Here is a 23,099-nt window from a genome sequence, read left to right as displayed (position 1 = left end):
GATCCCGCGTTACTTAATTGCTTGCGTCTTGATTCAGGACACCAGTCCCAGCGCGCGTTTCACCGGGCCAAAGCTGCGCCGATGATGTTCAGTTGCGCCATGTTCAGCCAGCTTTTCCAGATGGAAAGCCGTTGGATATCCCTTGTGCTGGGCGAAACCATACGCGGGATAAGTGAGGTCCAGCGCGGCCATTTCGGCATCGCGCGTCACTTTGGCAATGATTGACGCCGCACTGATTTCTGCGACGCGGCTATCGCCTTTAACAACAGCCATTGAAGGCATCGGCAGCGCCGGGCAACGGTTACCGTCGATCAGCACATACTCAGGCACAATCTTCAGGCCCGCAACGGCACGCTGCATCGCCAGCATGGTGGCGTGCAGAATGTTCAGATCGTCGATCTCATCCGGCTCTGCGCGCCCGAGACTCCAGGCCAGCGCCTTCTCTTTAATTTCATCGAACAGCGCCAGGCGGCGCTTTTCGCTCAGTTTTTTCGAGTCGTTCAGGCCAGGGATCGGGCGGGCTGGATCGAGGATCACCGCCGCGGTCACAACGGCACCCACTAACGGACCACGACCGACTTCATCCACACCGGCAACGAGGTGGGTATGGGGATAAATAAATTCCATCATTGTGCTAACTCCAGCACCGCATCGGCCGCCTGCTCATCAGCATTACAGCGGATCAGTTGATGCAGTTCACGGAAAGTATCATGCATCTGGTGGCTGGTTTTACCGTTGGCCAGCAGCGGCAGTAATGCATCAGCCAGTGCCTGCGGCTGGCATTCATCCTGCAAGAGTTCTTTCACCAGCTCGCGACCTGCAAGCAGGTTTGGCAGGGATACGTAGTCTGTTTTTACCAGACGTTTTGCCAGCCAGAAGGTAAACGGTTTCATGCGATAACCGACCACCATTGGGCATTTTGCCAGCATACACTCCAGCGCAGCCGTGCCGGAAGCCAGCAGTGCGGCATCGCTCGCAAACATAGCTTGCCGCCCTTTCCCGTCCAGCAGGCGGACGTGAAGATCCGGGGCAACCTCGGCTTTGATACGCTCAAACTGCTCGCGGCGTTTGGCATTCACCAGCGGCACGACCACTTCAAGGTCTGGGTACGTCTTGCGGAGAATTTGCGCCGTTTTCAGGAAATCGGCACTTAGCATTTCAACTTCCGCACCCCGGCTCCCTGGCAGCAGCGCCAGACAGTGCACATCATGCGGGATGCCCAGTTCGTCACGCGCCGCATTTTTATCAGGGTCCAGCGGCATGGCATCCGCCATGGTATGACCGATAAAACGGCACGGGACATTAAACCTGTCGTAAAACGCTTTTTCGAAAGGCAGAAAAGCCAGCACCAGATTGGTGGACCGTCCGATTTTGAAAACGCGTTTCTGTCGCCACGCCCACACGGACGGGCTGACGTAATGGATAGTTTTGATCCCCTGCTTTTTCAGGTTCCCTTCAAGGGTAATATTGAAATCAGGTGCATCAATGCCGACAAAGACATCGGGCTTGAGGTCGGTAAAGCGGCGGGTAAGATCGGCGCGAATATGCAGCAGGCGACGCAGGCGGCCCAGCACCTCGACGATGCCCATCACAGCCAGCTCTTCCATTTCATACCAGGCTTCACAGCCTTCGGCCTGCATCAGCGGCCCAGCCACGCCCACAAAGCGGGCATTGGGTACACGGGCTTTAAGCGCGCGGATAAGACCTGCACCAAGAATATCGCCGGAGGTTTCTCCGGCGACCAGGGCGATAGTAAGCGGACGACTGTCGACCATTAACGAATCAGACCACGGGTTGAACGTTCAAAGAATTCCATGAACGTTTTCACTTCAGGGTGCTTATTCGCCAGCTCGGCAATTTCCGGCTTCGCCTCTTCCAGCGTTTTACCGCTACGGTACAGCAATTTGTACGCGTTGCGGATCGCGGTAATCGCTTCGCGGCTAAAGCCACGACGCTTAAGGCCTTCAATGTTCACGCCAAACGGCGTGGCATGGTTGCCCTGCGCAATCACAAACGGTGGGACGTCCTGCGCCACACCGGAGCACCCGCCGACCATCACGTGTGCACCGATGATGCAGAACTGATGGACTGCGGTCATGCCGCCAATAATTGCGAAATCATCGACCGATACGTGCCCCGCCAGCGTTGCGTTGTTGGCGAGAATACAGCGGCTACCCACGGTACAGTCGTGCGCAATATGCGCATTAACCATAAACAGGTTGTCGCTGCCCACCTTCGTCAATCCACCGCCTTGCGTTGTACCACGATGAATGGTGACGCTTTCGCGAATGCGGTTACGATCGCCGATTTCCACGCGGGTCGGTTCGCCAGCATACTTAAGATCCTGGTTAACTTCGCCGATGGAGGCGAACTGATAGATCTCATTGTTGCAGCCAATGGTGGTATGACCATTCACGACAACGTGAGATTTCAGTACTGTACCCTCACCAATTTCGACATGGGGTCCAACAATACAAAACGGGCCAATGTGGACGTTTGCGCCAATGATGGCACCCGTTTCCACAATGGCGGTAGGATGAATAAAGGCGGATTTATCAATCACGTATCAGGCCTCCCGGCTACGCGCACACATCATTGTCGCTTCGCAAACAACTTTGCCGTCAACCATAGCTACGCCTTTGAAGCGAGTCAGGCCGCGACGCGTTTTTTCAAAAGTGACTTCCATGATCATTTGATCACCAGGCACGACCGGACGCTTGAAGCGCGCCTCATCGATACCCGCGAAGTAATAGAGTTCACCCGGCTCCAGTTTACCTACGCTTTTAAACGCCAGAATACCGGTAGCCTGTGCCATCGCTTCCAGGATCAACACACCCGGGAAGATAGGTTTACCAGGGAAGTGCCCCTGGAAGAATGGCTCGTTAACGGAGACATTTTTCACTGCGCGCAGAAAACGACCTTCTTCAAAATCCAGCACACGGTCTACCAGTAAAAACGGGTAGCGGTGCGGCAGAAGTTCTAAAATCTCTTCAATATGCAGAGTATGAGTGTCAGTAGTCAAAATACTCTTCCTGTCAAATGTACTAAGTAGCAATAATAACACGGCCTGCCGGTTTATAAACAAAGCCGACAGGCCGGGAAATTTAGCGTTAAACGGATGAACGCTTAGTCTTGTTGATCGATTTTGCGCTCAATCGCTTTGAGTCGCTTGCTCATATCATCAATATTCATCACCAGTGCAGCTGTTTTACGCCATACCTTGTTCGGTTGCAGCGGGATACCGGAGGAATAAACGCCGGGCTCAGTGATGGGACGCATCACCATACCCATCCCCGTCACCGTGACTTTGTCGCATATTTCCATATGGCCATTGATCACGCTGGCACCGCCTATCATGCAGTAACGGCCTATTTTCAGGCTGCCTGCCATGATAACACCACCCGCAACTGCGGTATTGTCGCCAATCACAACGTTATGTGCAATCTGGCACTGGTTGTCTATGATAACACCGTTACCAATAATGGTGTCGTCAAGTGCACCACGGTCAATGGTTGTGCAAGCGCCGATCTCAACGCGATCGCCGATAATCACGCGACCCAGCTGCGGGATCTTAACCCAGTTACCCCGATCGTTGGCGTAACCGAATCCGTCAGAACCAATCACCGTGCTGGACTGTACGAGGCAATTCTCGCCAATCTCAACCTCATGGTAGACAGAAACATTGGCCCACAGACGAGTCCCTGCGCCAATTTTCGTATTTTTTCCAACAAAGCAGCCTGGCCCAATCACCACGTTATCACCCAGCACAACGCCGGATTCGATAACGGCGTTTGCGCCGACTGCCACGTTGTTACCCAGCTGAGCCGTTGAATCAATCGCAGCGCTGGCTGCAATGTTCTGCGCCGGCTGCGGCGTGGTATCAAGAATTTGGGCCATGCGTGCATAGGTCAGGTAGGGATTTTTCACTACCAGTGCAGCGTTAGTGGCAAACGGAAGATCGTCCTGCGTCAGAACAACGGCAGACGCCTGGCACTGAGCCAGGTGTTCACGGTACTTAGGGCTTACCATGAAGGTAATAGTGCCTGCTTTAGCAGATTGCATGGACGCAACAGCGGTGATGACGATATCGCCATCACCGTGTAATTCTGCATCCAACTGCTGAGCTAAATCAGCCAGTCGAATTGAAGGCATTACTTATTTAACCTGTTTCAGAACATCAGCGGTGATGTCTTTAACATCGCTGCTGTTGAATGCAACGGCGTTCGCATCAACAACCAGATCGATGCTCTGATCGGCTGCTACTGCTTTAACGGCAGACTGAATACGCGTCACCAGCTTGCCACGCTCTTCGTTAGAACGACGCTGACGATCCTGCTCGAAAGCCTGCGCTTTCTGAGAGAAGGTCTGGCGCTGAGACATGACGTCTTTTTCCAGTTTGCTGCGCTCGCTCGCTTTCATGGTAGAACCATCACGCTGTAAACGCTGCATCTTGGACTGAAGATCACCTTCCATACGTTGCAGTTCGCTCGCACGGCCTTTGAATTCGTTTTCCAGCGTTGCAGAAACGCCCGTTTTCTGTGCAACCTGCTGGAACAAATTACCCATGTTGACGATTGCAATTTTGTCCGCTGCCTGAGCAGAAGTTGCCATCGCTAAACCGAGACCTGCAGCTAATAACCACTTTTTCACAATTAACTCCTTACCATCCCATTGGCACCCGAGGGGTGCCGTTCTTTGCGTGGCAAGGCGACCGTTTTACCGATCGCCGGTTGTCAGCGCTACACTGCCAACGCATTCCATTGCAGCGGATTATTACCAGGTTTTACCAATGTTAAACTGGAACTGCTCCGCTTTGTCTCCATCGTATTTCTTGAACGGCTGGGCGTAGGAGAAGACCAACGGCCCCAGCGGTGACATCCATTGTAATGCGATACCTGCGGACATGCGAATGTTGCCCGGATCGCTGTAGTCCGGAACGCCCGCTGCACGCATCTGGGCGGTATTCTCCCAGTTGGTATCCCACACCGTACCTGCATCCATAAAGAAGGAGGTACGGACAGAGTTCGCGTACTTATCACTGATAAACGGCGTCGGCGTGATGAACTCGAGGCTCGCCACGGCCATGGCGTTACCGCCTACCGCATCATCAGAGCTACAGACTTGTTTTGAATCGCGGCTTGCGCAGTTATCTTCGTCATTACCGCCGTAGTAAACCGCTTTCGGACCAATGTTATTGGACTGGAAGCCACGAACGGTGCTTGAACCACCGGCGTAGAAGTTCTCATAGAACGGCAGCTCTTTGCTTCCGATACCGTCACCATAGCCCCAGCGGGTACGACCCAGTACGACCCACTTGTGGTCGTCATCAATTGGGAAGTAGGACGCCGTATCCAGAGTGACCTTGTAGAACTCGTTATCCGAGCCCGGGATCGTCACCTTACCGTTCAGGTTAACGCGTGAACCTTCCGTCGGGAAGTAGCCACGGTCAAGACGGTTGTAGGTCCAACCGTAGTTGAAGGTGAAGTCATCCGCGGCGAAACCGTTGTCATCGCTGGACGTACTTGCAGACTGACCGATGGAGTCCAGGTAACGCCACATCGCCACCTGCGGTTGCATGTTAGACAGGTCGTTATGCACGTACCCTAAACCTGCACGCAGGGTGTTGTATTCGTTAACCGGGAAGCCGAGCGTACCATCCAGACCGTAACTCTTGTTGGTATACGAGGAGAGGTCCGCGTCGTCCGCTTTAAAGTCGTTATAGAAGATACGACCACCCAGGCTTACACCGTCCACGGTGAAGTATGGGTTGGTAACGGAGAACTCAGAGTAGGTCTGGTAGTCGTTTTTCGTCCCGTTGATACCGACAGAGTAACCCGTACCCAGCCAGTTATCCTGCTGAACGCCGACCTGGAAGCTCACGCCACTTTCAGTACCGTAACCAATACCGAAGTTGAAACTACCGGTATTACGTTCTTTAACTTTATAAACAACATCCACCTGATCCGGACGACCTGGTACACGCTGAGTATCGGTATCGACCGTTTCGAAGTAGCCCAGACGGTTCAGACGCTCTTTACCCTGGTCGACCAGATCGCTTCCCAGCCATGCCCCTTCCATCTGGCGCATTTCACGGCGCAGAACGGAGTCTTTAGAGGTATCGTTACCTTCGAAGCGGATTTTACGCACGTAGAAACGGTTGCCCGCATCAACGTTAACGTGAAGCTTAACAGTCTTATCCGCGTCGTTAATTTCCGGCTGCGTTTGCACACGCGGATACGCATAACCATAACGGCCGAGCAGCTTCTTAATGCTGTCTTCCATTTTGGTGACTTTAGATCCGCTATACAGATCGCCCGGCTGAATTTTGGTCAGAGATTCAATTTCAGCAGAATGTCCTGCCAGGTTGCCGCTGACTTCAACACCTGAAAGCGTGTATTTATCGCCTTCTGTGATGTTAACGGTAATGTAGATACCTTTCTTGTCCGGAGTCAGACTCACCTGAGTTGAATCGATGTTGAAACGGGCGTAACCGCGATCCAGATAGTAGCTGCGCAGGGTTTCAAGGTCACCCGCCAGTTTCTGTTTCTGGTATTTACGATCGCCTACCACGTTCCACCACGGCACTTCGTCACGCAGTTGGAAGTTGGAGATCAATTCGTCGGTGCTGAACGCGTGGTTACCCACGATGTTGATCTGCTGGATCTTCGCAGAAACACCTTCCTGGAAGACCAGTTTCAGGTCAACACGGTTACGTGGCAGCGGTGTAACAACCGCTTTAACGCTCGCGCTGTATTTACCGACGCTGTAATAGAAATCTTCCAGACCTTTTTCAATGTCTGCAAGGGTTGTGCGGTCCAGAGATTCCCCCACACGAACACCCGATGCCTCAAGGTTCTGCTTGAGCATGTCATCTTTCACCGACTTGTTGCCGGAGAAAGTGATGCTGGCAATCGTTGGACGTTCTTTTACCTGAACCACCAGCGTATCACCATCGCGCAGGACGCGGACGTCCTCAAAGTTGCCAGTGGCAAACAGAGCACGGATGGTGTTACTGATATCTTCATCATTAACCGTATCGCCGGGGCGCACAGGCATACTGAGGAGGGCCGCACCAACGGCGACACGCTGAAGGCCTTCGAAATGAATATCTTTCACTACGAACCCGTCAGCACCGTATACGGTCGCGCTGCTAAACAGCAGCGACGCTATGAGCAACTTTTTCATCGCCATCGTTATTATGCGTTCTTCCTAACTAACTCTCTTACAACCGAGAGAAATCATTGAAAAGTGCAAGCCCCATTAACAGCACCAGCAAAATCGAGCCAATGCGATAACTAAAGTCTTGAACTCGCTCGGATACCGGTCCGCCTTTTAGCTTTTCAATCGCTAAAAACAGCAGATGGCCCCCATCTAATACGGGAAGCGGGAACAGGTTGATTATCCCCAGGTTCACGCTAATCAGCGCAAGGAACATGAGATAGTAAATCACCCCGAACTCCGCTGACATCCCAGCCCCCTGAGCAATCGAAATTGGCCCACTGAGGTTGTTCAGTTTCACATCACCGGTTATCAATTTCCCCAACATGTTGACCGTAAGCTTCATCAGCTGCCATGTTTTATCCGTGGCCTCAACGATGGCGCTAAACGGCCCATACTGGCGTATTGTCTTGTACTCATCTGGCAGTGGGATCACTTTCGGCACAACGCCGGCAAACCCTTCCGCCTTACCGCCGCCCGATTTAGTATCCGGGGTGAGGGTCAGTGAGAGCGAACTCCCCTGCCTTTCCACTTCCAGCGCGAGCGGCTTGCCTGGATTATCGCGCACCAGAGTAACAAAGGTCATCCATTGTGTTAATGGCTGACCATCGACTTTAACGATCCTGTCACCCGCTTGTAAACCTGCTTTACTCGCTGCCGAATTAGACTGTACTTCGGCTAACACCGGCTCGATCTGCGCGCTGCGCGGGCGAATCCCCAGTGTAGCGACTGGATCCTCTTTGTCTGGCTCAAAGCGCCAGTGGCGTAAATCCAGCACTTTTTCCTGCCGCTGGTCGGAACCAAAAGGCGATACGCTGACGGTTGTCTGCTCATCACCGATTTTCGCAACCAGTTGTAACCTCACGGCATCCCAATCAGGGGTTTCGATACCATCAATCGCTTTAAGTTCCATTCCCGGTGTAATTTGCGCCGTTGCCGCAATGGAACCCGTGGTGATTTCACCCACAACCGGGCGTACGCCAGGCACGCCGATAATAAACACCAGCCAGTAGGCGAAGATAGCGAAGATGAAATTGGCTACCGGTCCGGCAGCGATGATGGCAGCACGTTGGCCAACAGTTTTATTGTTGAACGCGCTATGTCGAAGTTCCGGGGCGACAGGCTCAACGCGTTCGTCGAGCATTTTGACATAGCCGCCCAGGGGGATCAGAGCAATGACAAACTCGGTGCCATGCTTATCGGTGCGCTTCCAGAGCGATTTGCCAAAGCCAATCGAGAATCGCTCTACCCGCACACCACAGCGCCGGGCAACCCAGAAATGGCCAAATTCATGCACGGTAATCAGTACACCCAATGCAACAATGAACGCCGCCAGATTCCAGAGAATGCTCAGCATAAAACCTTCCGTTATATCGTCCCAAACACCAGTAAAAGCAGGCAAGCAAATACGGGAACAGCCGCGGTAAGGCTGTCAATGCGATCCAGTATTCCGCCATGTCCTGGAATCAGGTGACCACTGTCCTTAATCCCTGCTTCACGCTTAAACATGCTCTCGGTTAAATCACCCAGTACCGATGCCAGCGCCGCGAAAATCGAACATACCAGCAGCGTGGAGGGGGCAACCTCAAGATTCGCCCAGACGCCATAGCCCCAGGAGATAATCGCTGCCGTAAACAGGCCGCCGATGAAGCCTTGCCAGGTTTTGCCCGGAGAAACCTTTGGCGCCAGTTTATGTTTGCCAAACAGTTTACCAAACATATAGGCTCCGGAGTCAGCCCCCCAGACGAGAATCATCACATAAAGCAGCCATATTGCGCCGCTGTAGTGGTTTTCGTCATAGTGCCAGGCGCGCAGCGCAACCATACCCCAGAAGAACGGAACAATCGTGAGCAGACCAAAAATAAGGCGCAACACTTTAGAGTTACGCCAGATCGCCGCAGAGCCCGGGTAGAAAAGCACTAAAACAAGCGCAGCAATCCACCAGGCCAGCGATATCCATAAGGATCCGGCAACCAGCGGCTGGTGAACATCGTGATGATATTCAGGCAAGGTATACAGCATCAGGGCCAGTAAAAAACCACAGAGTACCGCCAGCCATACCCGCTGAGTGCGCGAGGTAAAGCCGCTAAGCTGCCCCCATTCCCACGCGGCGAGCATACACACCACCAGCGTAACAATAGCGAATCCCACCGGAGGCAGTAAAAACAGCGCTGCGATAACGACGGGTATTAATACAAAAGCGGAAATCAGGCGATACTTCAGCAAAAGCTACCCCCATCAGGCGTTATCGCCACCAGGCTCGGTGCCGCCGAAACGACGCTCTCGATTGGCAAAGGCATGCAGCGCACCTTCAAAGTCTTGTTCATCAAAATCTGGCCAAAGAACATCCGTAAAGTAAAGTTCAGCGTAGGCAATTTGCCACAGCAAAAAGTTACTTATGCGATGCTCCCCCCCTGTCCTTATAACCAAATCCACGGGAGCCAGTTCATTCATGCAGATTTGCTGACTCAGCGCCTCTTCATCAATCTGGTCGGGTCTTAACAGCCCTTCCTGAACCTGCTCAGCCAAATGCCGAACCCCCTGGATAATATCCCAGCGTCCACCGTAATTCGCCGCGATATTGAGCGTCAGGCCGGTATTATTTTCCGTCAGCGCTTCAGCTTTGCGAATCCGTTCCTGCAAACGTGAGTTAAAACGACTGGTTTCGCCAATAATACGCAAGCGGACGTTGTGGCGGTGCAGGCTTTTTACTTCACTATCGAGCGCCCACACGAACAGTTCCATCAACGCAGTCACTTCTTGCGCAGGTCGATTCCAGTTTTCACTGCTAAAAGCATAGAGCGTTAACGCATCAATGCCGTTATTGGCGGCAAAAGAAACGGCGCGGCGAACAGATTTCGCCCCGGCTTTATGCCCAAAGGCTCGTATCTTCCCTTGTCTTTTCGCCCAGCGGCCATTGCCATCCATGATGATTGCAACATGGCGACAGCCATGTGCTGGCAAGTTTTCGCTTATTGGTTGATTCGCAGACAACATAACGCGTTTTTAGTCCCTGAAAGGATTTAACGGTACACAGGAATACTGAAGCCTATACATAAAAAAGCCGTGTCATACCACGGCTTACCTGACCACTTAAAGCCAAATACCTGCGATCAGGTGGCGCAGACTATATCACTGAAGCCCAACGCTAACAAATAGCACGACGACTAGTGCTTGCTTTATCACCAGCTTGCGAGACGTGTCACCTGTTTACGCGCAACAATACGTGCCTGTTCATCCACGGCCAGCACCTCTTCCACACTCTGCGGCTCACGCAAATCCATCATCTCCAGCACGGATAAATTCAACGCGGCGATATCAGTAAAGCGGATCTGCTGATTCAGGAATGCTTCAACGGTCACTTCATTGGCTGCATTAAGCGCCGTTGTCGCCGCCTGCCCCTGATCGAAGGCCGTCATCGCCAGTTTCAGGCAGGGATAACGGTCGTAATCAGGCTCGCTAAACGTCAGTGAACTCAGCTTGCAAAAATCGAGAGGCTTAACGCCCGATTTTACGCGGTTTGGCCACGCCATCGTATGAGCAATAGGCGTACGCATATCCGGCTCGCCCAACTGGGCCAGCACGCTGCCGTCCTGATAGCGCACCATAGAGTGAATCACCGACTGCGGGTGGATCAGCACTTCCATCTGTTTCGCCGACGCATTGAACAGCCAGCGAGCTTCAATGTATTCCAGACCTTTATTCATCATGGTGGCCGAATCGACGGAGATCTTACGCCCCATTGACCAATTCGGATGACGACACGCCTGATCCGGCGTCATTGCGCTCAATTCAGACAGTGGCGTTTCACGGAACGGGCCACCAGACCCGGTAAGCAGAATCGACACAACGCCATTCTGCTCCAGGTCAGCGTACCCCAGGTTTTGTTGAAAAGGTTGGGGTAAACTCTGAAAAATCGCGTTGTGCTCGCTATCGACCGGCAAAAGACGCGCCCCACGCTGTTTTACCGCCTCCATAAAAAGGCGTCCGCAGGTGACCAGCGACTCTTTATTTGCAAGCAGAACATCTTTTCCCGCATCAATAGCGGCAAGCGTCGGCAGAAGACCCGCCGCCCCGACGATTGCCGCCATTACCTGATCAACTTCATCAAGCGAGGCCATATCGCAAGCCGCCTGTTGCCCGCTGAGCACTTCGGTACGACAGCCCTTCCCCTGCAACAGCGTTTTCACCTGGCGGGCGCTCTCTTCATCATCCATCACCGCAAAACGAGGGGTAAACTCCATGCACTGTTCGACCATTCGCTGCACGTTTTTTCCGGCCACAAGTGCGGTCACGGTGTAGCTGTCGGGATTATGACGTACGACGTCGAGAGTGCTGCAACCGATAGAGCCGGTCGAGCCGAGGAGAGTGAGATGCTTCATGAGATGCCCAAAAGTTAGACCAGATAAAAGCAAAACGCCGCCAGCAAGACTCAATGTCCTTCTGAACGGCGTTTATCAGTGTATAGCGAAAATCAGAACTGCATCAGTTCCGCTTCTTTTTCTGCCAGCGCCGCATCAATTTTCTTGATCGCCGCGTCGGTCATTTTCTGAATGTCGTCCTGAGAACGACGATCGTCGTCTTCGCTGATCTCTTTTTCTTTCAGCAGGGCTTTCACTTTATCGTTCGCATCGCGACGCACGTTACGCACGGAAACGCGACCCTGCTCTGCTTCACCACGTACGACTTTGATCAGGTCTTTACGACGCTCTTCCGTCAGCGGAGGCAGTGGAACACGAATATCCGCGCCCGCTGAGCTTGGGTTCAGGCCCAGGTCAGATGCCATGATCGCTTTTTCAACGGCCGGGCTCATTGAGCGATCGAACACGTTGATTTTCAGGGTACGGGTATCTTCTACCGTCACGCTCGCCAGTTGACGCAGTGGCGTAGGCGTACCGTAGTATTCTACGATGATGCCATCCAGCAGGCTTGGGGAAGCACGGCCAGTACGGATTTTGCTGATTTGGTTTTTGAACGCTTCTACGCATTTGTCCATGCGTACTTCAGCATCTTTTCTGATGTCGTTAATCACGATACGAATCCTTGAAAACTTGTCTCAGGCAGACTATCCGCCAGCACAGCGCTACAGGTGTGCTAAGTATAGTCGCGTTTAATTCATGACAGCGCCAAAGGCGCGTCCAGGTAAGATACCACTACAAAGTAAAGCGGAATCTTACCTGTATTTATCGCCGACGGAAATTATTCCGTGATCAAAGTGCCTTCTTTTTCGCCCATCACGACGCGACGCAGCGCGCCAGGCTTGTTCATGTTGAAAACACGGATCGGCAGTTTATGGTCGCGAGCAAGCGTGAAGGCGGCAAGATCCATCACTTTCAGCTCTTTATCCAGCACTTCGCTGTAGCTCAGCTGATCGTACATGGTCGCTGAAGGATCTTTTGCCGGGTCGGCAGTAAACACGCCATCTACTTTGGTCGCTTTCAGCACCACATCGGCTTCGATTTCGATACCGCGCAGGCAGGCTGCGGAATCGGTGGTAAAGAACGGGTTACCCGTACCGGCGGAGAGGATCACCACGCGGTTGTTGCGCAGCAGGCTGATAGCCTCTGCCCAGCTGTAGTTATCGCATACGCCATTCAAAGGAATAGCGGACATCAGGCGAGCGTTCACATAGGCGCGATGAAGCGCATCACGCATCGCCAGGCCATTCATCACGGTTGCCAGCATCCCCATGTGGTCGCCCACTACGCGGTTCATCCCCGCTTTCGCCAGACCAGCACCACGGAAAAGGTTGCCACCGCCAATGACCACGCCAACCTGAATACCCAGTTCGACCAGTTCTTTGATTTCCTGTGCCATGCGATCAAGGATGCTTGCGTCAATACCGAAGCCTTCCGATCCTTGCAGCGCTTCGCCACTCAGCTTAAGCAGAATGCGTTTGTACACGGGTTTTGCATTGGTAGCCATGTTTCTTTCCTGAGACTGTCAACGATTAAGATGGGGTTAATTCTGGCGACATGATATGTCGCAAATCAGCACAGCGATACTGGAGCCTGTCTGATTTCGTGAGACGGGTGACAAAAAGAAGCCGCCCTCAGGCGGCTCCTTTTCAATCATTAAGACTGCTTGGACATGGCAGCAACTTCTGCTGCGAAGTCAGTCTCAACTTTCTCGATGCCTTCGCCCACTTCGAAGCGGATGAAGCCAGTCACGTCAGCGTTGTGCTCTTTCAGCAGCTGAGCAACAGACTTGCTTGGATCCATTACGAAAGGCTGGCCAGTCAGAGAAACTTCGCCGGTGAATTTCTTCATGCGGCCTTCAACCATTTTCTCTGCGATTTCTTTTGGCTTACCAGACTGCATCGCGATGTCCAGCTGAACCTGGTACTCTTTCTCTACCACTTCAGCAGACACGTCTTCTGGCTTAACGAATTCTGGTTTGCTTGCAGCGATGTGCATAGCCAGCTGTTTAACCAGCTCTTCGTCAGCGCCTTTAGCCGCAACCAGAACACCGATACGCGCGCCGTGCTGGTAAGAGCCCAGAACATCGCCTTCCAGGGAAGAAACGCGACGGATGTTGATGTTCTCACCGATTTTAGCAACCAGCGCAACACGCTCTTCTTCGAACTGTGCTTTCAGCACTTCAACGTCAGTGATTTTGCCTGCAACCGCTGCGTCCAGAACTTTGTTAGCAAATGCCTGGAAACCAGCATCTTTAGCAACGAAGTCAGTCTGGCAGTTAACTTCCAGAATGATGCCGTAGTTGCCGTCGATTTTGGTGATGATCACGCCGTCAGCAGCAACGTTGCCTGCTTTCTTAGCTGCTTTGATCGCACCGGATTTACGCATGTTTTCGATTGCCAGCTCGATGTCGCCGTTCGCTTCGGTCAGCGCTTTTTTGCAATCCATCATGCCTGCGCCAGTACGCTCACGCAGCTCTTTTACCAGGGATGCGGTAATTTCAGCCATTCTTAAATCCTCGGGAGATGTGAACTGCCCGGCCGGGAGCCAAACAGTATAAATTGAAAAAAGGGGCCGATAATGGGCCCCTATTCATACACGGTACTAATAAGGGGTAAAACCTTATTATTCAGCTTCTACGAAGCTTTCTTCCGCCTGAGAAGCCAGATCCTGGGAACGGCCTTCACGAACGGTAGCAGCTACAGCGCTCAGGTACAGGCTAACAGCACGGATTGCGTCGTCGTTACCCGGGATAACGAAGTCAACACCGTCCGGATCGGAGTTGGTATCAACGATAGCGAATACCGGGATACCCAGGTTGTTAGCTTCTTTGATTGCGATGTGCTCGTGGTCTGCATCGATTACGAACAGCGCGTCTGGCAGGCCGCCCATATCTTTGATACCGCCCAGGCTGTTTTCCAGCTTGTCCAGTTCACGAGTGCGCATCAGCGCTTCTTTTTTAGTCAGCTTATCGAAAGTACCGTCCTGAGACTGGGTTTCCAGATCTTTCAGGCGCTTGATGGACTGACGAACAGTTTTCCAGTTGGTCAGCATGCCGCCCAACCAGCGATGGTTCACGAAGAACTGGTCGCAGCTGTTAGCAGCATCTTTCACAGCTTCGCTTGCAGCGCGCTTAGTACCAACGAACAGAATCTTACCTTTACGGGAAGAGATCTTGCTCAGCTCAGCCAGGGCTTCGTTGAACATTGGTACAGTCTTCTCAAGGTTGATGATGTGAACTTTGTTACGTGCGCCGAAGATGAAAGGCTTCATTTTCGGGTTCCAGTAACGGGTCTGGTGACCGAAGTGAACACCAGCCTTGAGCATGTCGCGCATGGAAACAGTTGCCATGTTTAAAACCTCTATATTGAAAGTTGGGGTTATGCCTCCACGTATCCCATATTACCGACCCCGAAGGGCACCCCGGAATATGTGCCGATACGTGTGTGTTGTTACACAAAGTGAGATTTGTCGCTCCCGTCCAGCCTGTGTATCTGAGATGGATCGGAAGTCCGGCGCGCTTTATATCACAAAACACGGCCAGAAACCAATAATTGTTGGCGGAGTGTGCTGTTAATGATTCTCAATTTGGCACGGGGTGCGCCTGACTGATACCATTGACAACACTTACACTAGTATTGTCGAAAAAATCGACACCGATGGACAGATTACATGGCTATCTCTATTAAGACACCTGAAGAAATTGAAAAGATGCGCGTCGCCGGTCGTCTGGCCGCTGACGTGCTGGAAATGATCGAACCGTTTGTGAAACCGGGCGTCAGCACTGGCGAACTGGATCGCATCTGTAACGACTATATCGTCAACGAGCAGCACGCGGTCTCCGCCTGCCTTGGCTATCACGGTTTTCCAAAATCCGTCTGCATCTCTATTAATGAAGTGGTTTGCCACGGCATTCCGGATGACGAGAAGCTGCTGAAAGATGGCGACATCGTCAACATCGACGTGACCGTCATTAAAGACGACTACCACGGTGACACCTCTAAGATGTTCATCGTTGGTAAGCCAACGATTCTGGGCGAGCGCCTGTGTAAAGTCACCCAGGACAGCCTCTACCTGGCGCTGAAAATGGTGAAGCCAGGCATCCGCCTGCGCACCATCGGCGCCGCAATCCAGAAGTTTGTGGAAGCGGAAGGTTTCTCCGTGGTGCGTGAATATTGCGGTCACGGTATTGGTCGTGTGTTCCATGAAGAACCGCAAGTTCTGCACTATGATGCAGACGACGGTGGCGTAGTGCTGCAAAAGGGCATGACCTTCACTATTGAGCCAATGGTCAACGCGGGCGATTACCGCATCCGTACCATGAAAGATGGCTGGACGGTAAAAACCAAAGACAGAAGCTTGTCTGCCCAGTACGAGCATACTATTGTGGTTACAGACAACGGCTGCGAAATTATGACGTTGCGCAAGGATGACACCATCCCGGCGATACTGACGAACATTGAGTGATAAGAAGCCGGCGAATGCCGGCTTTTTTAATGGCGATAGCTTTTTCTTATGGGTGGCGCACGATGAGTAATCTCTTACCCGAACAGTATGCTAACACAGCACTTCCCACCCTCCCCGACCAGCCTGATAACCCGGGCGTCTGGCCACCGCATGAGCTGACCTGCGCACATATCAAATCCCATATGGCGGTTTTCCATCGCTGGCTGGGTAGCGCATTTGATGCAGGCGTCTCAGCCGAACAGCTCATTGAAGCGCGCACCGAATTTATCGACCAGCTCCTGCAACGTCTGTGGATCGACTACGGTTTCGGGCAGGTGAGCGACGTCGCGCTGGTTGCTGTCGGCGGATATGGCCGGGGTGAACTGCATCCGCTCTCTGATATCGACCTGCTAATCTTAAGCCGTAAAAAACTGCCGGACGATCGGGCGCAGAAAATCGGTGAGCTGTTGACCCTGCTCTGGGACGTGAAGCTGGAAGTGGGTCACAGCGTGCGCACGCTGGAAGAGTGTCTGCTGGAAGGGTTATCTGACCTGACCGTCGCCACCAATTTAATTGAAACCCGCCTGCTGATTGGCGACGTGGCGCTGTTCCTCGAACTGCAAAAGCACATCTTTAGCGACGGCTTCTGGCCTTCAGAAAAATTCTTCGCCGCGAAAGTCGAAGAACAAAACCAGCGCCACCAGCGCTATCACGGCACCAGCTATAATCTCGAACCGGATATTAAAAGCAGCCCCGGTGGCCTGCGCGATATCCACACGCTGCAATGGGTCGCCCGTCGCCATTTTGGGGCCACCTCGCTGGACGAAATGGTCGGTTTTGGTTTTCTGACCGAAGCCGAACGTAACGAACTCAACGAGTGCCTGCATCTGCTCTGGCGCATCCGTTTTGCGCTGCACCTGGAGGTCACCCGCTACGATAACCGCCTGCTGTTTGACCGGCAGCTTAGCGTGGCGCAGCGCCTGAATTACCAGGGCGAGGGCAACGAGCCGGTCGAGCAAATGATGAAGGATTTCTTCCGCGTCACTCGCCGCGTCTCTGAGCTGAACCAAATGCTGTTACAGCTGTTCGATGAGGCGATCCTCGCGCTGACGGCAGACGAAAAACCGCGTCCGATTGATGACGAATTTCAGCTGCGCGGCACGCTGATCGATCTTCGCGACGAAACGCTGTTCATCCGCGAACCGGAAGCGATCCTGCGAATGTTCTATACCATGGTGCGCAACAGCACGATCACCGGGATCTACTCCACCACCCTTCGCCATTTACGCCATGCGCGGCGTCATCTGAAGCAGCCGCTGTGTTACATCCCGGAGGCGCGCTCGCTATTCCTGAGCATGCTTCGTCATCCGGGCGCCGTCAGCCGCGGTCTGCTGCCGATGCACCGACACAGTGTATTGTGGGCCTATATGCCACAGTGGTCGCATATTGTCGGGCAGATGCAGTTCGACCTGTTTCACGCCTATACGGTGGATGAGCACACGATCCGCGTCATGCTCAAGCTGGAAAGTTTTGCCAGAGAAGAGACGCGATCCCGCCATCCGCTGTGCGTTGATTTGTGGCCGCGCCTCTCTCACCCCGAACTGATCCTGATCGCCGCCCTGTTCCATGATATCGCCAAAGGTCGCGGCGGCGACCACTCCGTACTCGGTGCCCAGGACGTGCTGAAATTTGCCGAGCTGCACGGCCTGAACTCACGTGAGACGCAGCTTATTGCCTGGCTGGTTCGCCATCATCTGCTGATGTCGGTTACCGCTCAGCGTCGTGATATTCAGGATCCGGAAGTGATCAAACAGTTCGCCGAGGAAGTGCAAACGGAGAACCGCCTGCGCTACCTGGTCTGCCTGACGGTAGCCGATATCTGCGCTACCAACGAAACCCTGTGGAACAGCTGGAAGCAGAGCCTGCTGCGCGAACTGTACTTCGCCACCGAAAAACAGCTGCGTCGCGGGATGCAGAACACCCCGGATATGCGCGAGCGCGTGCGCCACCACCAGTTGCAGGCGCTTGCCCTGTTGCGCATGGATAACATTAACGAAGAGGCACTACATCAGATTTGGGCTCGCTGTCGCGCCAACTACTTTGTGCGCCACAGCCCAAACCAGCTTGCCTGGCACGCCCGGCATCTGCTGAAGCACGACCTGACGAAACCAATGATTCTGCTCAGCCCGCAGGCCACGCGTGGCGGAACGGAGATCTTTATCTGGAGCCCGGACCGGCCTTATTTGTTTGCGGCGGTCTGCGCCGAACTGGACAGGCGTAACCTGAGCGTTCACGACGCGCAGATTTTTACCACCCGCGACGGCATGGCGATGGACACCTTTATTGTACTGGAGCCGGATGGCAGCCCGCTGTCGTCGGACAGGCATGAGGGGATACGCTTTGGCCTCGAGCAGGCGATTACGCAGCGCAGCTGGCAACCTCCGCAGCCGCGACGTCAGCCAGCAAAACTGCGCCACTTTACCGTCGATACCGAGGTCAATTTCCTGCCGACCCATACCGACCGTAAATCGTTCCTTGAGCTGATTGCGCTCGACCAGCCAGGGCTGCTCGCCCGCGTCGGCCAGGTATTTGCCGATCTGGGAATTTCGCTTCACGGCGCCCGAATTACAACCATTGGCGAACGAGTAGAAGATTTATTTATAATCGCGACGGCCGACCGGCGTGCCCTTAATAATGACCTGCAACTTGAAGTGCAACAACGGTTGACAGCAGCCCTCAATCCAAACGATAAAGGGTGACGTGTTTTTTAGTGAAATGGAAAGAGTAAACAATGCAGCAGTTACAGAACGTTATTGAGTCCGCTTTTGAGCGTCGCGCCGACATCACTCCGGCAAATGTGGATACCGTGACCCGTGAAGCGGTAAACCAGGTTATTTCCCTGCTGGATTCCGGCGCGCTGCGCGTGGCAGAAAAAATCGACGGTCAGTGGGTTACTCATCAATGGCTGAAGAAAGCTGTGCTGCTCTCTTTCCGTATCAACGATAACCAGGTTATCGACGGAGCAGAAAGCCGCTACTTCGATAAAGTGCCAATGAAATTTGCGGATTACGACGAAGCGCGCTTCCAGAAAGAGGGCTTCCGCGTAGTACCACCGGCAGCCGTTCGTCAGGGGGCATTCATCGCACGCAACACCGTGCTGATGCCATCCTACGTGAACATCGGCGCCTACGTTGACGAAGGCACCATGGTGGACACCTGGGCTACCGTCGGCTCCTGCGCGCAGATCGGTAAAAATGTTCACCTGTCCGGCGGCGTCGGCATTGGTGGCGTTCTGGAGCCACTTCAGGCTAACCCAACCATCATCGAAGACAACTGCTTCATCGGCGCACGTTCCGAAGTGGTTGAAGGCGTGATCGTCGAAGAAGGTTCTGTGATCTCCATGGGCGTGTACATTGGCCAGAGCACCCGTATTTACGATCGCGAAACCGGTGAAATTCACTACGGCCGCGTTCCAGCCGGTTCCGTTGTGGTTTCCGGCAACCTGCCGTCTAAAGATGGCAAATACAGCCTGTACTGCGCGGTCATCGTGAAAAAAGTGGATGCGAAAACGCGCGGTAAAGTGGGCATCAATGAACTGCTGCGCACCATCGATTAATCGGGTATAACAAAAAGCGGGGGCAACCCCGCTTTTTTTATATCCGAAGGTGGCGAAAATAGATTTTTTCGTTAATTATTCATAGGTTATGTTGAGATCAAGGGTACCGCTATGTACGATAATCTGAAAAGTCTGGGCATTACCAATCCTGATGAAATTGATCGTTATAGTCTCCGCCAGGAAGCCAATAACGATATTTTGAAAATCTATTTTCACAAGGACAAAGGAGAGTTCTTCGCCAAAAGCGTGAAATTTAAATACCCACGCCAGCGTAAGACCGTTGTCGCTGACGGTATCGGTCAGGGATATAAAGAAGTACAGGAAATCAGCCCTAACCTGCGCTACGTTATCGACGAACTCGATCAAATCTGCCAGCGCGATCGCAGCGAAGTCGATCTGAAACGTAAGATCCTTGACGACCTGCGTCACCTGGAAAGTGTTGTTACCCATAAGATCAGCGAAATTGAAGCTGATCTTGAGAAATTGACGCGTAACAAATGAGCCGTTTTATTGCCCGGTGGCGCTTCGCTTACCGGGCCTACGAACGCATGTAGTCAGGGTAAAGCGAAGCCGCCACCCGGCAAAAAGCATCATCTTTGTTCATCCAGCTGCAACGCCACATACAGCAGTAGCCGGTCGTCAAAATTCCCTAAATCCAGCCCCGTCAGTTCCGAGATCCGGTTTAACCTATACTCCAGCGTATTACGGTGAATAAACAGCGCTTTTGACGTTGCCAGCGGCTGCACGTTATGCCGGAACCACGCCTGCAACGTGCGGCGCAGCAGCCCGTTGTTGTCCATCGCTTTCAGACGCACAAGCGGGCGCGCCAGCTCGTTGGCCTGCCAGCCACCGCGCAAACTGTCGAGCAGGACCGGCAGCATCAGATCCTGATAGAAATAACTGCGGCTCTCCGGCATGCGCTGTTTACCCACCATCATGGTGGTGCGCGCCGTTCGCCATGAACGGGCGATACTTCCCGGCCCGGTAAAGTAATTTCCCAGCGCGACGCGAAAACGGAGCTGTCCGTTCTCCTTCATGCGCTCGATGAGCAGCTCAACGCGGCGACGATGATCTTCCGCGTCCCAGCGGCCAAACTGATTAAGCGCAGGCTTGAGCACCACCATTTCCGTCAAAGAGACGATTGCCACCAGGTTGTTACGCTCCGGCGTCGCCAGCATATTTTGCAGCTGCTGTAGCTCCACCATGGCGCTGTCCACGCCAAGCTGGCCGCTATCCACCTCAATAACGGCGACCACGCGCGGCTGATTCAGGTCGATACCCAGACGCTGCGCCCACTCGCTCAGGGCAGGCGTGTGCTCCTCCGCCTGGATCAAATTCATCACCAGCTCTTCACGCAGGCGGCTGTCCTGGGCGAGCAGGTGCATCAGACGCGACTGCTCCAGCATCATCTCCGCCGTCATGCAGACCAGCTCGCCGTATTTACGCAGCGATTCAGGATCGCCGGTCAGACCGATAACGCCAACAATCTCTCCTTCCAGACGCAGCGGCAGGTTGATCCCCTGACGGACCCCGTGCAGATGTTTCGCCACGGCGTCATCAATGTCGACCACGCGCCCCTGAGAGAGCACCAGCAACGCCCCTTCGTGCAATTCACCAATACGCTCACGATCGCCGCTGCCGATAATGCGCCCTCGGGCGTCCATTACGTTGATATTGGTATCGATGATTCGCATGGTGCGCGCCACGATATCCTGCGCCATTTTGGTATCAAGATGCCAGCCAGCCATATAACCCTCCCGTGAGCAGAGCTCAAGCATAGGGAAGTTCAGCTAAGGCTGCATTGTGCAGATGCCCAAAGGCAGAGAGAGATGTATGGAGTTGTGGGAAAGGTCACAGAAAAGAGAAAGCCCCTGCGAACAGGGGCTTAAGAAGATTACTGCATCAGGAGATAAATAGAGGTATCACCACGCTGAATATTCAGTGCCAGCACGGACGGCTTGCTGTCGAGAATTTTGCGCAGTTCAGCGATGTTTTTCACCGGCTGCTGGTTAGCGCCCATGATCACATCACCTTTTTTCAGGCCGATACGGGCAGCAGGTGAGTTCGCTTTCACGTTGTTCACCACCACGCCTTTATCTGCCCCTTTGTTGCTCATCTCAGCACCTTCAATACCGCTGAAGATGGTGCTGGAATCCACCTGATTCTGACTGCTCTGTTGCAGTTCCAGGCTCACGTTAACTGGCTTACCTTCACGCAGCAGGCCGAGGGTCACTTTACTGCCGATTGGCATAGAACCCACTTCCGCACGCAGGGCGGCAAAGCTGCTGATCGGTTTACCGTTCAGAGAGGTGATCACGTCACCCGCTTTAATGCCGGCTTTCGCCGCTGAAGAGTTCGGCATGACCTGGCTCACGAATGCGCCGCGCTGAGCGTCCACTTTCATCGCTTTCGCCAGCTCGGAGTTCAGCTCGGTCCCCATGATACCCAGCTCACCGCGTTTCACCTGTCCATATTGCACCATCTGCGCAGTCAGGTTTTTCACCATGTTGCTCGGGATAGCAAAGCCGATACCGATGTTGCCACCGTCCGGTGCCAGGATAGCGGTGTTGATACCGATCAGTTCACCGTTCAGGTTAACCAGCGCACCGCCGGAGTTACCGCGGTTAATGGCCGCATCCGTCTGGATGAAGTTTTCATAGTTTTCCGCATTCAGGCCGCTACGTCCCAGCGCGGAGACGATACCCGAGGTCACGGTTTCGCCCAGACCAAACGGGTTACCGATGGCGACAGTGTAGTCACCCACGCGCAGCGCGTCAGAGTCGGCAAGCTTAATCGCCGTCAGGTTCTTCGGATCCTGAATTTGAATCAGCGCGATATCGGAGCGCGGGTCTTTACCGACCACTTTGGCATCGAATTTACGGCCATCGCTCATCTGAACCTTAATGGTGTTAGCATTATCTACCACGTGGTTATTGGTCACCACGTAGCCTTTCGCTGCATCAATAATAACGCCCGAGCCGAGTGCCATGAATTTCTGCTGCTGGCCGCCGCCCTGACCGTCATCCCCTGCGCCGCCCTGACAGAACGGGGAGCTCTGGAATGGCGAACCGTCCTGGCAGAATGGCGAATTGTCGCCGAAGAACTGCTGGAAATTACGCGGCATACGCGGCGTATTGACGGTTGTGCTGCCCTCAACGTTAATACTCACCACCGATGGCATCACTTTTTCGAGCATCGGGGCCAGGCTTGGCATCTGCTGCGCAGTCGCTGCCGAGGAAGCTGTCTCGGCCGCCGTCGCCAGAGGGGACAACGCTAAACCTAAACTCAGAGCCAGTGCACTCATTGCTAATGTGGTTTTTTTCATGTTTCTCAATCTCGATTTACCAGATAACGCAAAATTGCTGTGTAACTCAGATTCGTTTTATACCGCTTAGTTCCGG

General features: G+C 53.5%; 21 protein-coding genes. 4 read left to right on the top strand and 17 right to left on the bottom strand.

Features of this window, described 5'->3' with window-relative positions:
• Positions 1 to 33 precede the first annotated feature (33 nt).
• The 15 genes from rnhB to rpsB all read right to left on the bottom strand — a co-directional run bounded on the left by rnhB (position 34) and on the right by rpsB (position 14,987).
• Positions 34 to 630 (bottom strand): ribonuclease HII, encoded by a 597-nt coding sequence (rnhB, locus tag IPZ49_RS20425; RefSeq protein WP_022647112.1) that lies wholly within the window; start codon positions 628 to 630, stop codon positions 34 to 36.
• Positions 627 to 1,775, bottom strand: coding sequence for a lipid-A-disaccharide synthase (gene lpxB, locus IPZ49_RS20420; RefSeq protein WP_023305467.1), 1,149 nt, complete (start codon positions 1,773 to 1,775; stop codon positions 627 to 629). The genes rnhB and lpxB overlap by 4 nt, the downstream gene beginning before the upstream one ends.
• On the bottom strand, positions 1,775 to 2,563 hold the full coding sequence (gene lpxA / locus IPZ49_RS20415; RefSeq protein WP_003856164.1) for an acyl-ACP--UDP-N-acetylglucosamine O-acyltransferase: 789 nt from the start codon (positions 2,561 to 2,563) through the stop codon (positions 1,775 to 1,777). The genes lpxB and lpxA overlap by 1 nt, the downstream gene beginning before the upstream one ends.
• A 3-nt stretch (positions 2,564 to 2,566) precedes the next feature.
• Positions 2,567 to 3,022: a 3-hydroxyacyl-ACP dehydratase FabZ gene (gene fabZ / locus IPZ49_RS20410; protein WP_003856165.1), complete on the bottom strand. Its 456-nt coding sequence runs from the start codon at positions 3,020 to 3,022 to the stop codon at positions 2,567 to 2,569.
• A gap of 104 nt (positions 3,023 to 3,126) precedes the next feature.
• Positions 3,127 to 4,152, bottom strand: a complete 1,026-nt coding sequence (lpxD, locus tag IPZ49_RS20405; protein WP_038415377.1) for a UDP-3-O-(3-hydroxymyristoyl)glucosamine N-acyltransferase — start codon at positions 4,150 to 4,152, stop codon at positions 3,127 to 3,129.
• Between the two features lie 3 nt (positions 4,153 to 4,155).
• Positions 4,156 to 4,650 carry a molecular chaperone Skp gene (gene skp, locus IPZ49_RS20400; protein ID WP_006810039.1) on the bottom strand — a complete coding sequence of 165 codons (495 nt, stop codon included), beginning with the start codon at positions 4,648 to 4,650 and terminating at the stop codon, positions 4,156 to 4,158.
• Positions 4,651 to 4,773: 123 nt separating this feature from the next.
• A complete protein-coding gene (gene bamA / locus IPZ49_RS20395; RefSeq protein WP_022647109.1) occupies positions 4,774 to 7,191 on the bottom strand; it encodes an outer membrane protein assembly factor BamA in 2,418 nt (805 codons plus the stop codon).
• A gap of 31 nt (positions 7,192 to 7,222) precedes the next feature.
• The gene (gene rseP / locus IPZ49_RS20390; protein WP_022647108.1) at positions 7,223 to 8,575 is read right to left on the bottom strand and encodes a sigma E protease regulator RseP; all 1,353 of its coding nucleotides are present in this window, start codon (positions 8,573 to 8,575) and stop codon (positions 7,223 to 7,225) included.
• Between the two features lie 11 nt (positions 8,576 to 8,586).
• On the bottom strand, positions 8,587 to 9,444 hold the full coding sequence (gene cdsA / locus IPZ49_RS20385) for a phosphatidate cytidylyltransferase (protein ID WP_003856175.1): 858 nt from the start codon (positions 9,442 to 9,444) through the stop codon (positions 8,587 to 8,589).
• 12 nt (positions 9,445 to 9,456) lie between these two features.
• On the bottom strand, positions 9,457 to 10,215 hold the full coding sequence (ispU, locus tag IPZ49_RS20380) for a (2E,6E)-farnesyl-diphosphate-specific ditrans,polycis-undecaprenyl-diphosphate synthase (protein WP_003856176.1): 759 nt from the start codon (positions 10,213 to 10,215) through the stop codon (positions 9,457 to 9,459).
• Between the two features lie 185 nt (positions 10,216 to 10,400).
• Positions 10,401 to 11,600 carry a 1-deoxy-D-xylulose-5-phosphate reductoisomerase gene (gene ispC, locus IPZ49_RS20375; RefSeq protein ID WP_063146442.1) on the bottom strand — a complete coding sequence of 400 codons (1,200 nt, stop codon included), beginning with the start codon at positions 11,598 to 11,600 and terminating at the stop codon, positions 10,401 to 10,403.
• Positions 11,601 to 11,692: 92 nt separating this feature from the next.
• Positions 11,693 to 12,250: a ribosome recycling factor gene (gene frr, locus IPZ49_RS20370; RefSeq protein ID WP_003856180.1), complete on the bottom strand. Its 558-nt coding sequence runs from the start codon at positions 12,248 to 12,250 to the stop codon at positions 11,693 to 11,695.
• A 167-nt stretch (positions 12,251 to 12,417) separates the two neighbouring features.
• The gene (gene pyrH / locus IPZ49_RS20365; RefSeq protein ID WP_008501910.1) at positions 12,418 to 13,143 is read right to left on the bottom strand and encodes a UMP kinase; all 726 of its coding nucleotides are present in this window, start codon (positions 13,141 to 13,143) and stop codon (positions 12,418 to 12,420) included.
• A 149-nt stretch (positions 13,144 to 13,292) separates the two neighbouring features.
• Positions 13,293 to 14,144: a translation elongation factor Ts gene (gene tsf / locus IPZ49_RS20360; RefSeq protein WP_015572722.1), complete on the bottom strand. Its 852-nt coding sequence runs from the start codon at positions 14,142 to 14,144 to the stop codon at positions 13,293 to 13,295.
• Between the two features lie 117 nt (positions 14,145 to 14,261).
• Positions 14,262 to 14,987 carry a 30S ribosomal protein S2 gene (rpsB, locus tag IPZ49_RS20355; RefSeq protein WP_022647105.1) on the bottom strand — a complete coding sequence of 242 codons (726 nt, stop codon included), beginning with the start codon at positions 14,985 to 14,987 and terminating at the stop codon, positions 14,262 to 14,264.
• Positions 14,988 to 15,308: 321 nt separating this feature from the next.
• Between rpsB and map the strand changes: the two genes are divergently transcribed.
• The 4 genes from map (at position 15,309) to IPZ49_RS20335 (ending at position 20,199) form a co-directional block, all read left to right on the top strand.
• Positions 15,309 to 16,103, top strand: coding sequence for a type I methionyl aminopeptidase (map, locus tag IPZ49_RS20350; protein WP_022647104.1), 795 nt, complete (start codon positions 15,309 to 15,311; stop codon positions 16,101 to 16,103).
• Positions 16,104 to 16,165: 62 nt separating this feature from the next.
• Complete coding sequence (gene glnD, locus IPZ49_RS20345; RefSeq protein ID WP_032676702.1) at positions 16,166 to 18,841, top strand: bifunctional uridylyltransferase/uridylyl-removing protein GlnD; 2,676 nt, start codon at positions 16,166 to 16,168, stop codon at positions 18,839 to 18,841.
• 32 nt (positions 18,842 to 18,873) lie between these two features.
• Positions 18,874 to 19,698 (top strand): 2,3,4,5-tetrahydropyridine-2,6-dicarboxylate N-succinyltransferase, encoded by an 825-nt coding sequence (dapD, locus tag IPZ49_RS20340; protein ID WP_003856214.1) that lies wholly within the window; start codon positions 18,874 to 18,876, stop codon positions 19,696 to 19,698.
• Between the two features lie 111 nt (positions 19,699 to 19,809).
• Positions 19,810 to 20,199, top strand: coding sequence for a DUF3461 family protein (locus IPZ49_RS20335; RefSeq protein WP_022647102.1), 390 nt, complete (start codon positions 19,810 to 19,812; stop codon positions 20,197 to 20,199).
• Between the two features lie 89 nt (positions 20,200 to 20,288).
• Here IPZ49_RS20335 and IPZ49_RS20330 read toward each other — a convergent pair whose 3' ends face one another.
• The gene (locus IPZ49_RS20330; protein WP_003856217.1) at positions 20,289 to 21,446 is read right to left on the bottom strand and encodes a CdaR family transcriptional regulator; all 1,158 of its coding nucleotides are present in this window, start codon (positions 21,444 to 21,446) and stop codon (positions 20,289 to 20,291) included.
• A gap of 146 nt (positions 21,447 to 21,592) precedes the next feature.
• Entirely contained in the window at positions 21,593 to 23,023 is a 1,431-nt protein-coding gene (degP, locus tag IPZ49_RS20325) for a serine endoprotease DegP (RefSeq protein WP_023299364.1), read from the bottom strand.
• Positions 23,024 to 23,099: the final 76 nt, after the last annotated feature.

Source organism: Enterobacter cloacae complex sp. S2 (genome assembly GCF_015159675.1).
In the GTDB taxonomy this organism is placed as follows: domain Bacteria; phylum Pseudomonadota; class Gammaproteobacteria; order Enterobacterales; family Enterobacteriaceae; genus Enterobacter; species Enterobacter intestinihominis.
This window is presented reverse-complemented; position numbering and strand designations above follow the sequence as displayed.

Excerpts from the sequence above, each read along its gene's own strand:
- map (WP_022647104.1), top strand. The coding sequence starts at position 15,309 with ATGGCTATCTCTATTAAGACACCTGAAGAAATTGAAAAGATGCGCGTC.
- rpsB (WP_022647105.1), bottom strand. The coding sequence starts at position 14,987 with ATGGCAACTGTTTCCATGCGCGACATGCTCAAGGCTGGTGTTCACTTC.
- ispC (WP_063146442.1), bottom strand. The coding sequence starts at position 11,600 with ATGAAGCATCTCACTCTCCTCGGCTCGACCGGCTCTATCGGTTGCAGC.
- dapD (WP_003856214.1), top strand. The coding sequence starts at position 18,874 with ATGCAGCAGTTACAGAACGTTATTGAGTCCGCTTTTGAGCGTCGCGCC.
- bamA (WP_022647109.1), bottom strand. The coding sequence starts at position 7,191 with ATGGCGATGAAAAAGTTGCTCATAGCGTCGCTGCTGTTTAGCAGCGCG.
- IPZ49_RS20330 (WP_003856217.1), bottom strand. The coding sequence starts at position 21,446 with ATGGCTGGCTGGCATCTTGATACCAAAATGGCGCAGGATATCGTGGCG.
- degP (WP_023299364.1), bottom strand. The coding sequence starts at position 23,023 with ATGAAAAAAACCACATTAGCAATGAGTGCACTGGCTCTGAGTTTAGGT.
- IPZ49_RS20335 (WP_022647102.1), top strand. The coding sequence starts at position 19,810 with ATGTACGATAATCTGAAAAGTCTGGGCATTACCAATCCTGATGAAATT.
- rnhB (WP_022647112.1), bottom strand. The coding sequence starts at position 630 with ATGATGGAATTTATTTATCCCCATACCCACCTCGTTGCCGGTGTGGAT.
- rseP (WP_022647108.1), bottom strand. The coding sequence starts at position 8,575 with ATGCTGAGCATTCTCTGGAATCTGGCGGCGTTCATTGTTGCATTGGGT.
- lpxD (WP_038415377.1), bottom strand. The coding sequence starts at position 4,152 with ATGCCTTCAATTCGACTGGCTGATTTAGCTCAGCAGTTGGATGCAGAA.
- pyrH (WP_008501910.1), bottom strand. The coding sequence starts at position 13,143 with ATGGCTACCAATGCAAAACCCGTGTACAAACGCATTCTGCTTAAGCTG.
- tsf (WP_015572722.1), bottom strand. The coding sequence starts at position 14,144 with ATGGCTGAAATTACCGCATCCCTGGTAAAAGAGCTGCGTGAGCGTACT.
- lpxB (WP_023305467.1), bottom strand. The coding sequence starts at position 1,775 with ATGGTCGACAGTCGTCCGCTTACTATCGCCCTGGTCGCCGGAGAAACC.
- ispU (WP_003856176.1), bottom strand. The coding sequence starts at position 10,215 with ATGTTGTCTGCGAATCAACCAATAAGCGAAAACTTGCCAGCACATGGC.
- glnD (WP_032676702.1), top strand. The coding sequence starts at position 16,166 with ATGAGTAATCTCTTACCCGAACAGTATGCTAACACAGCACTTCCCACC.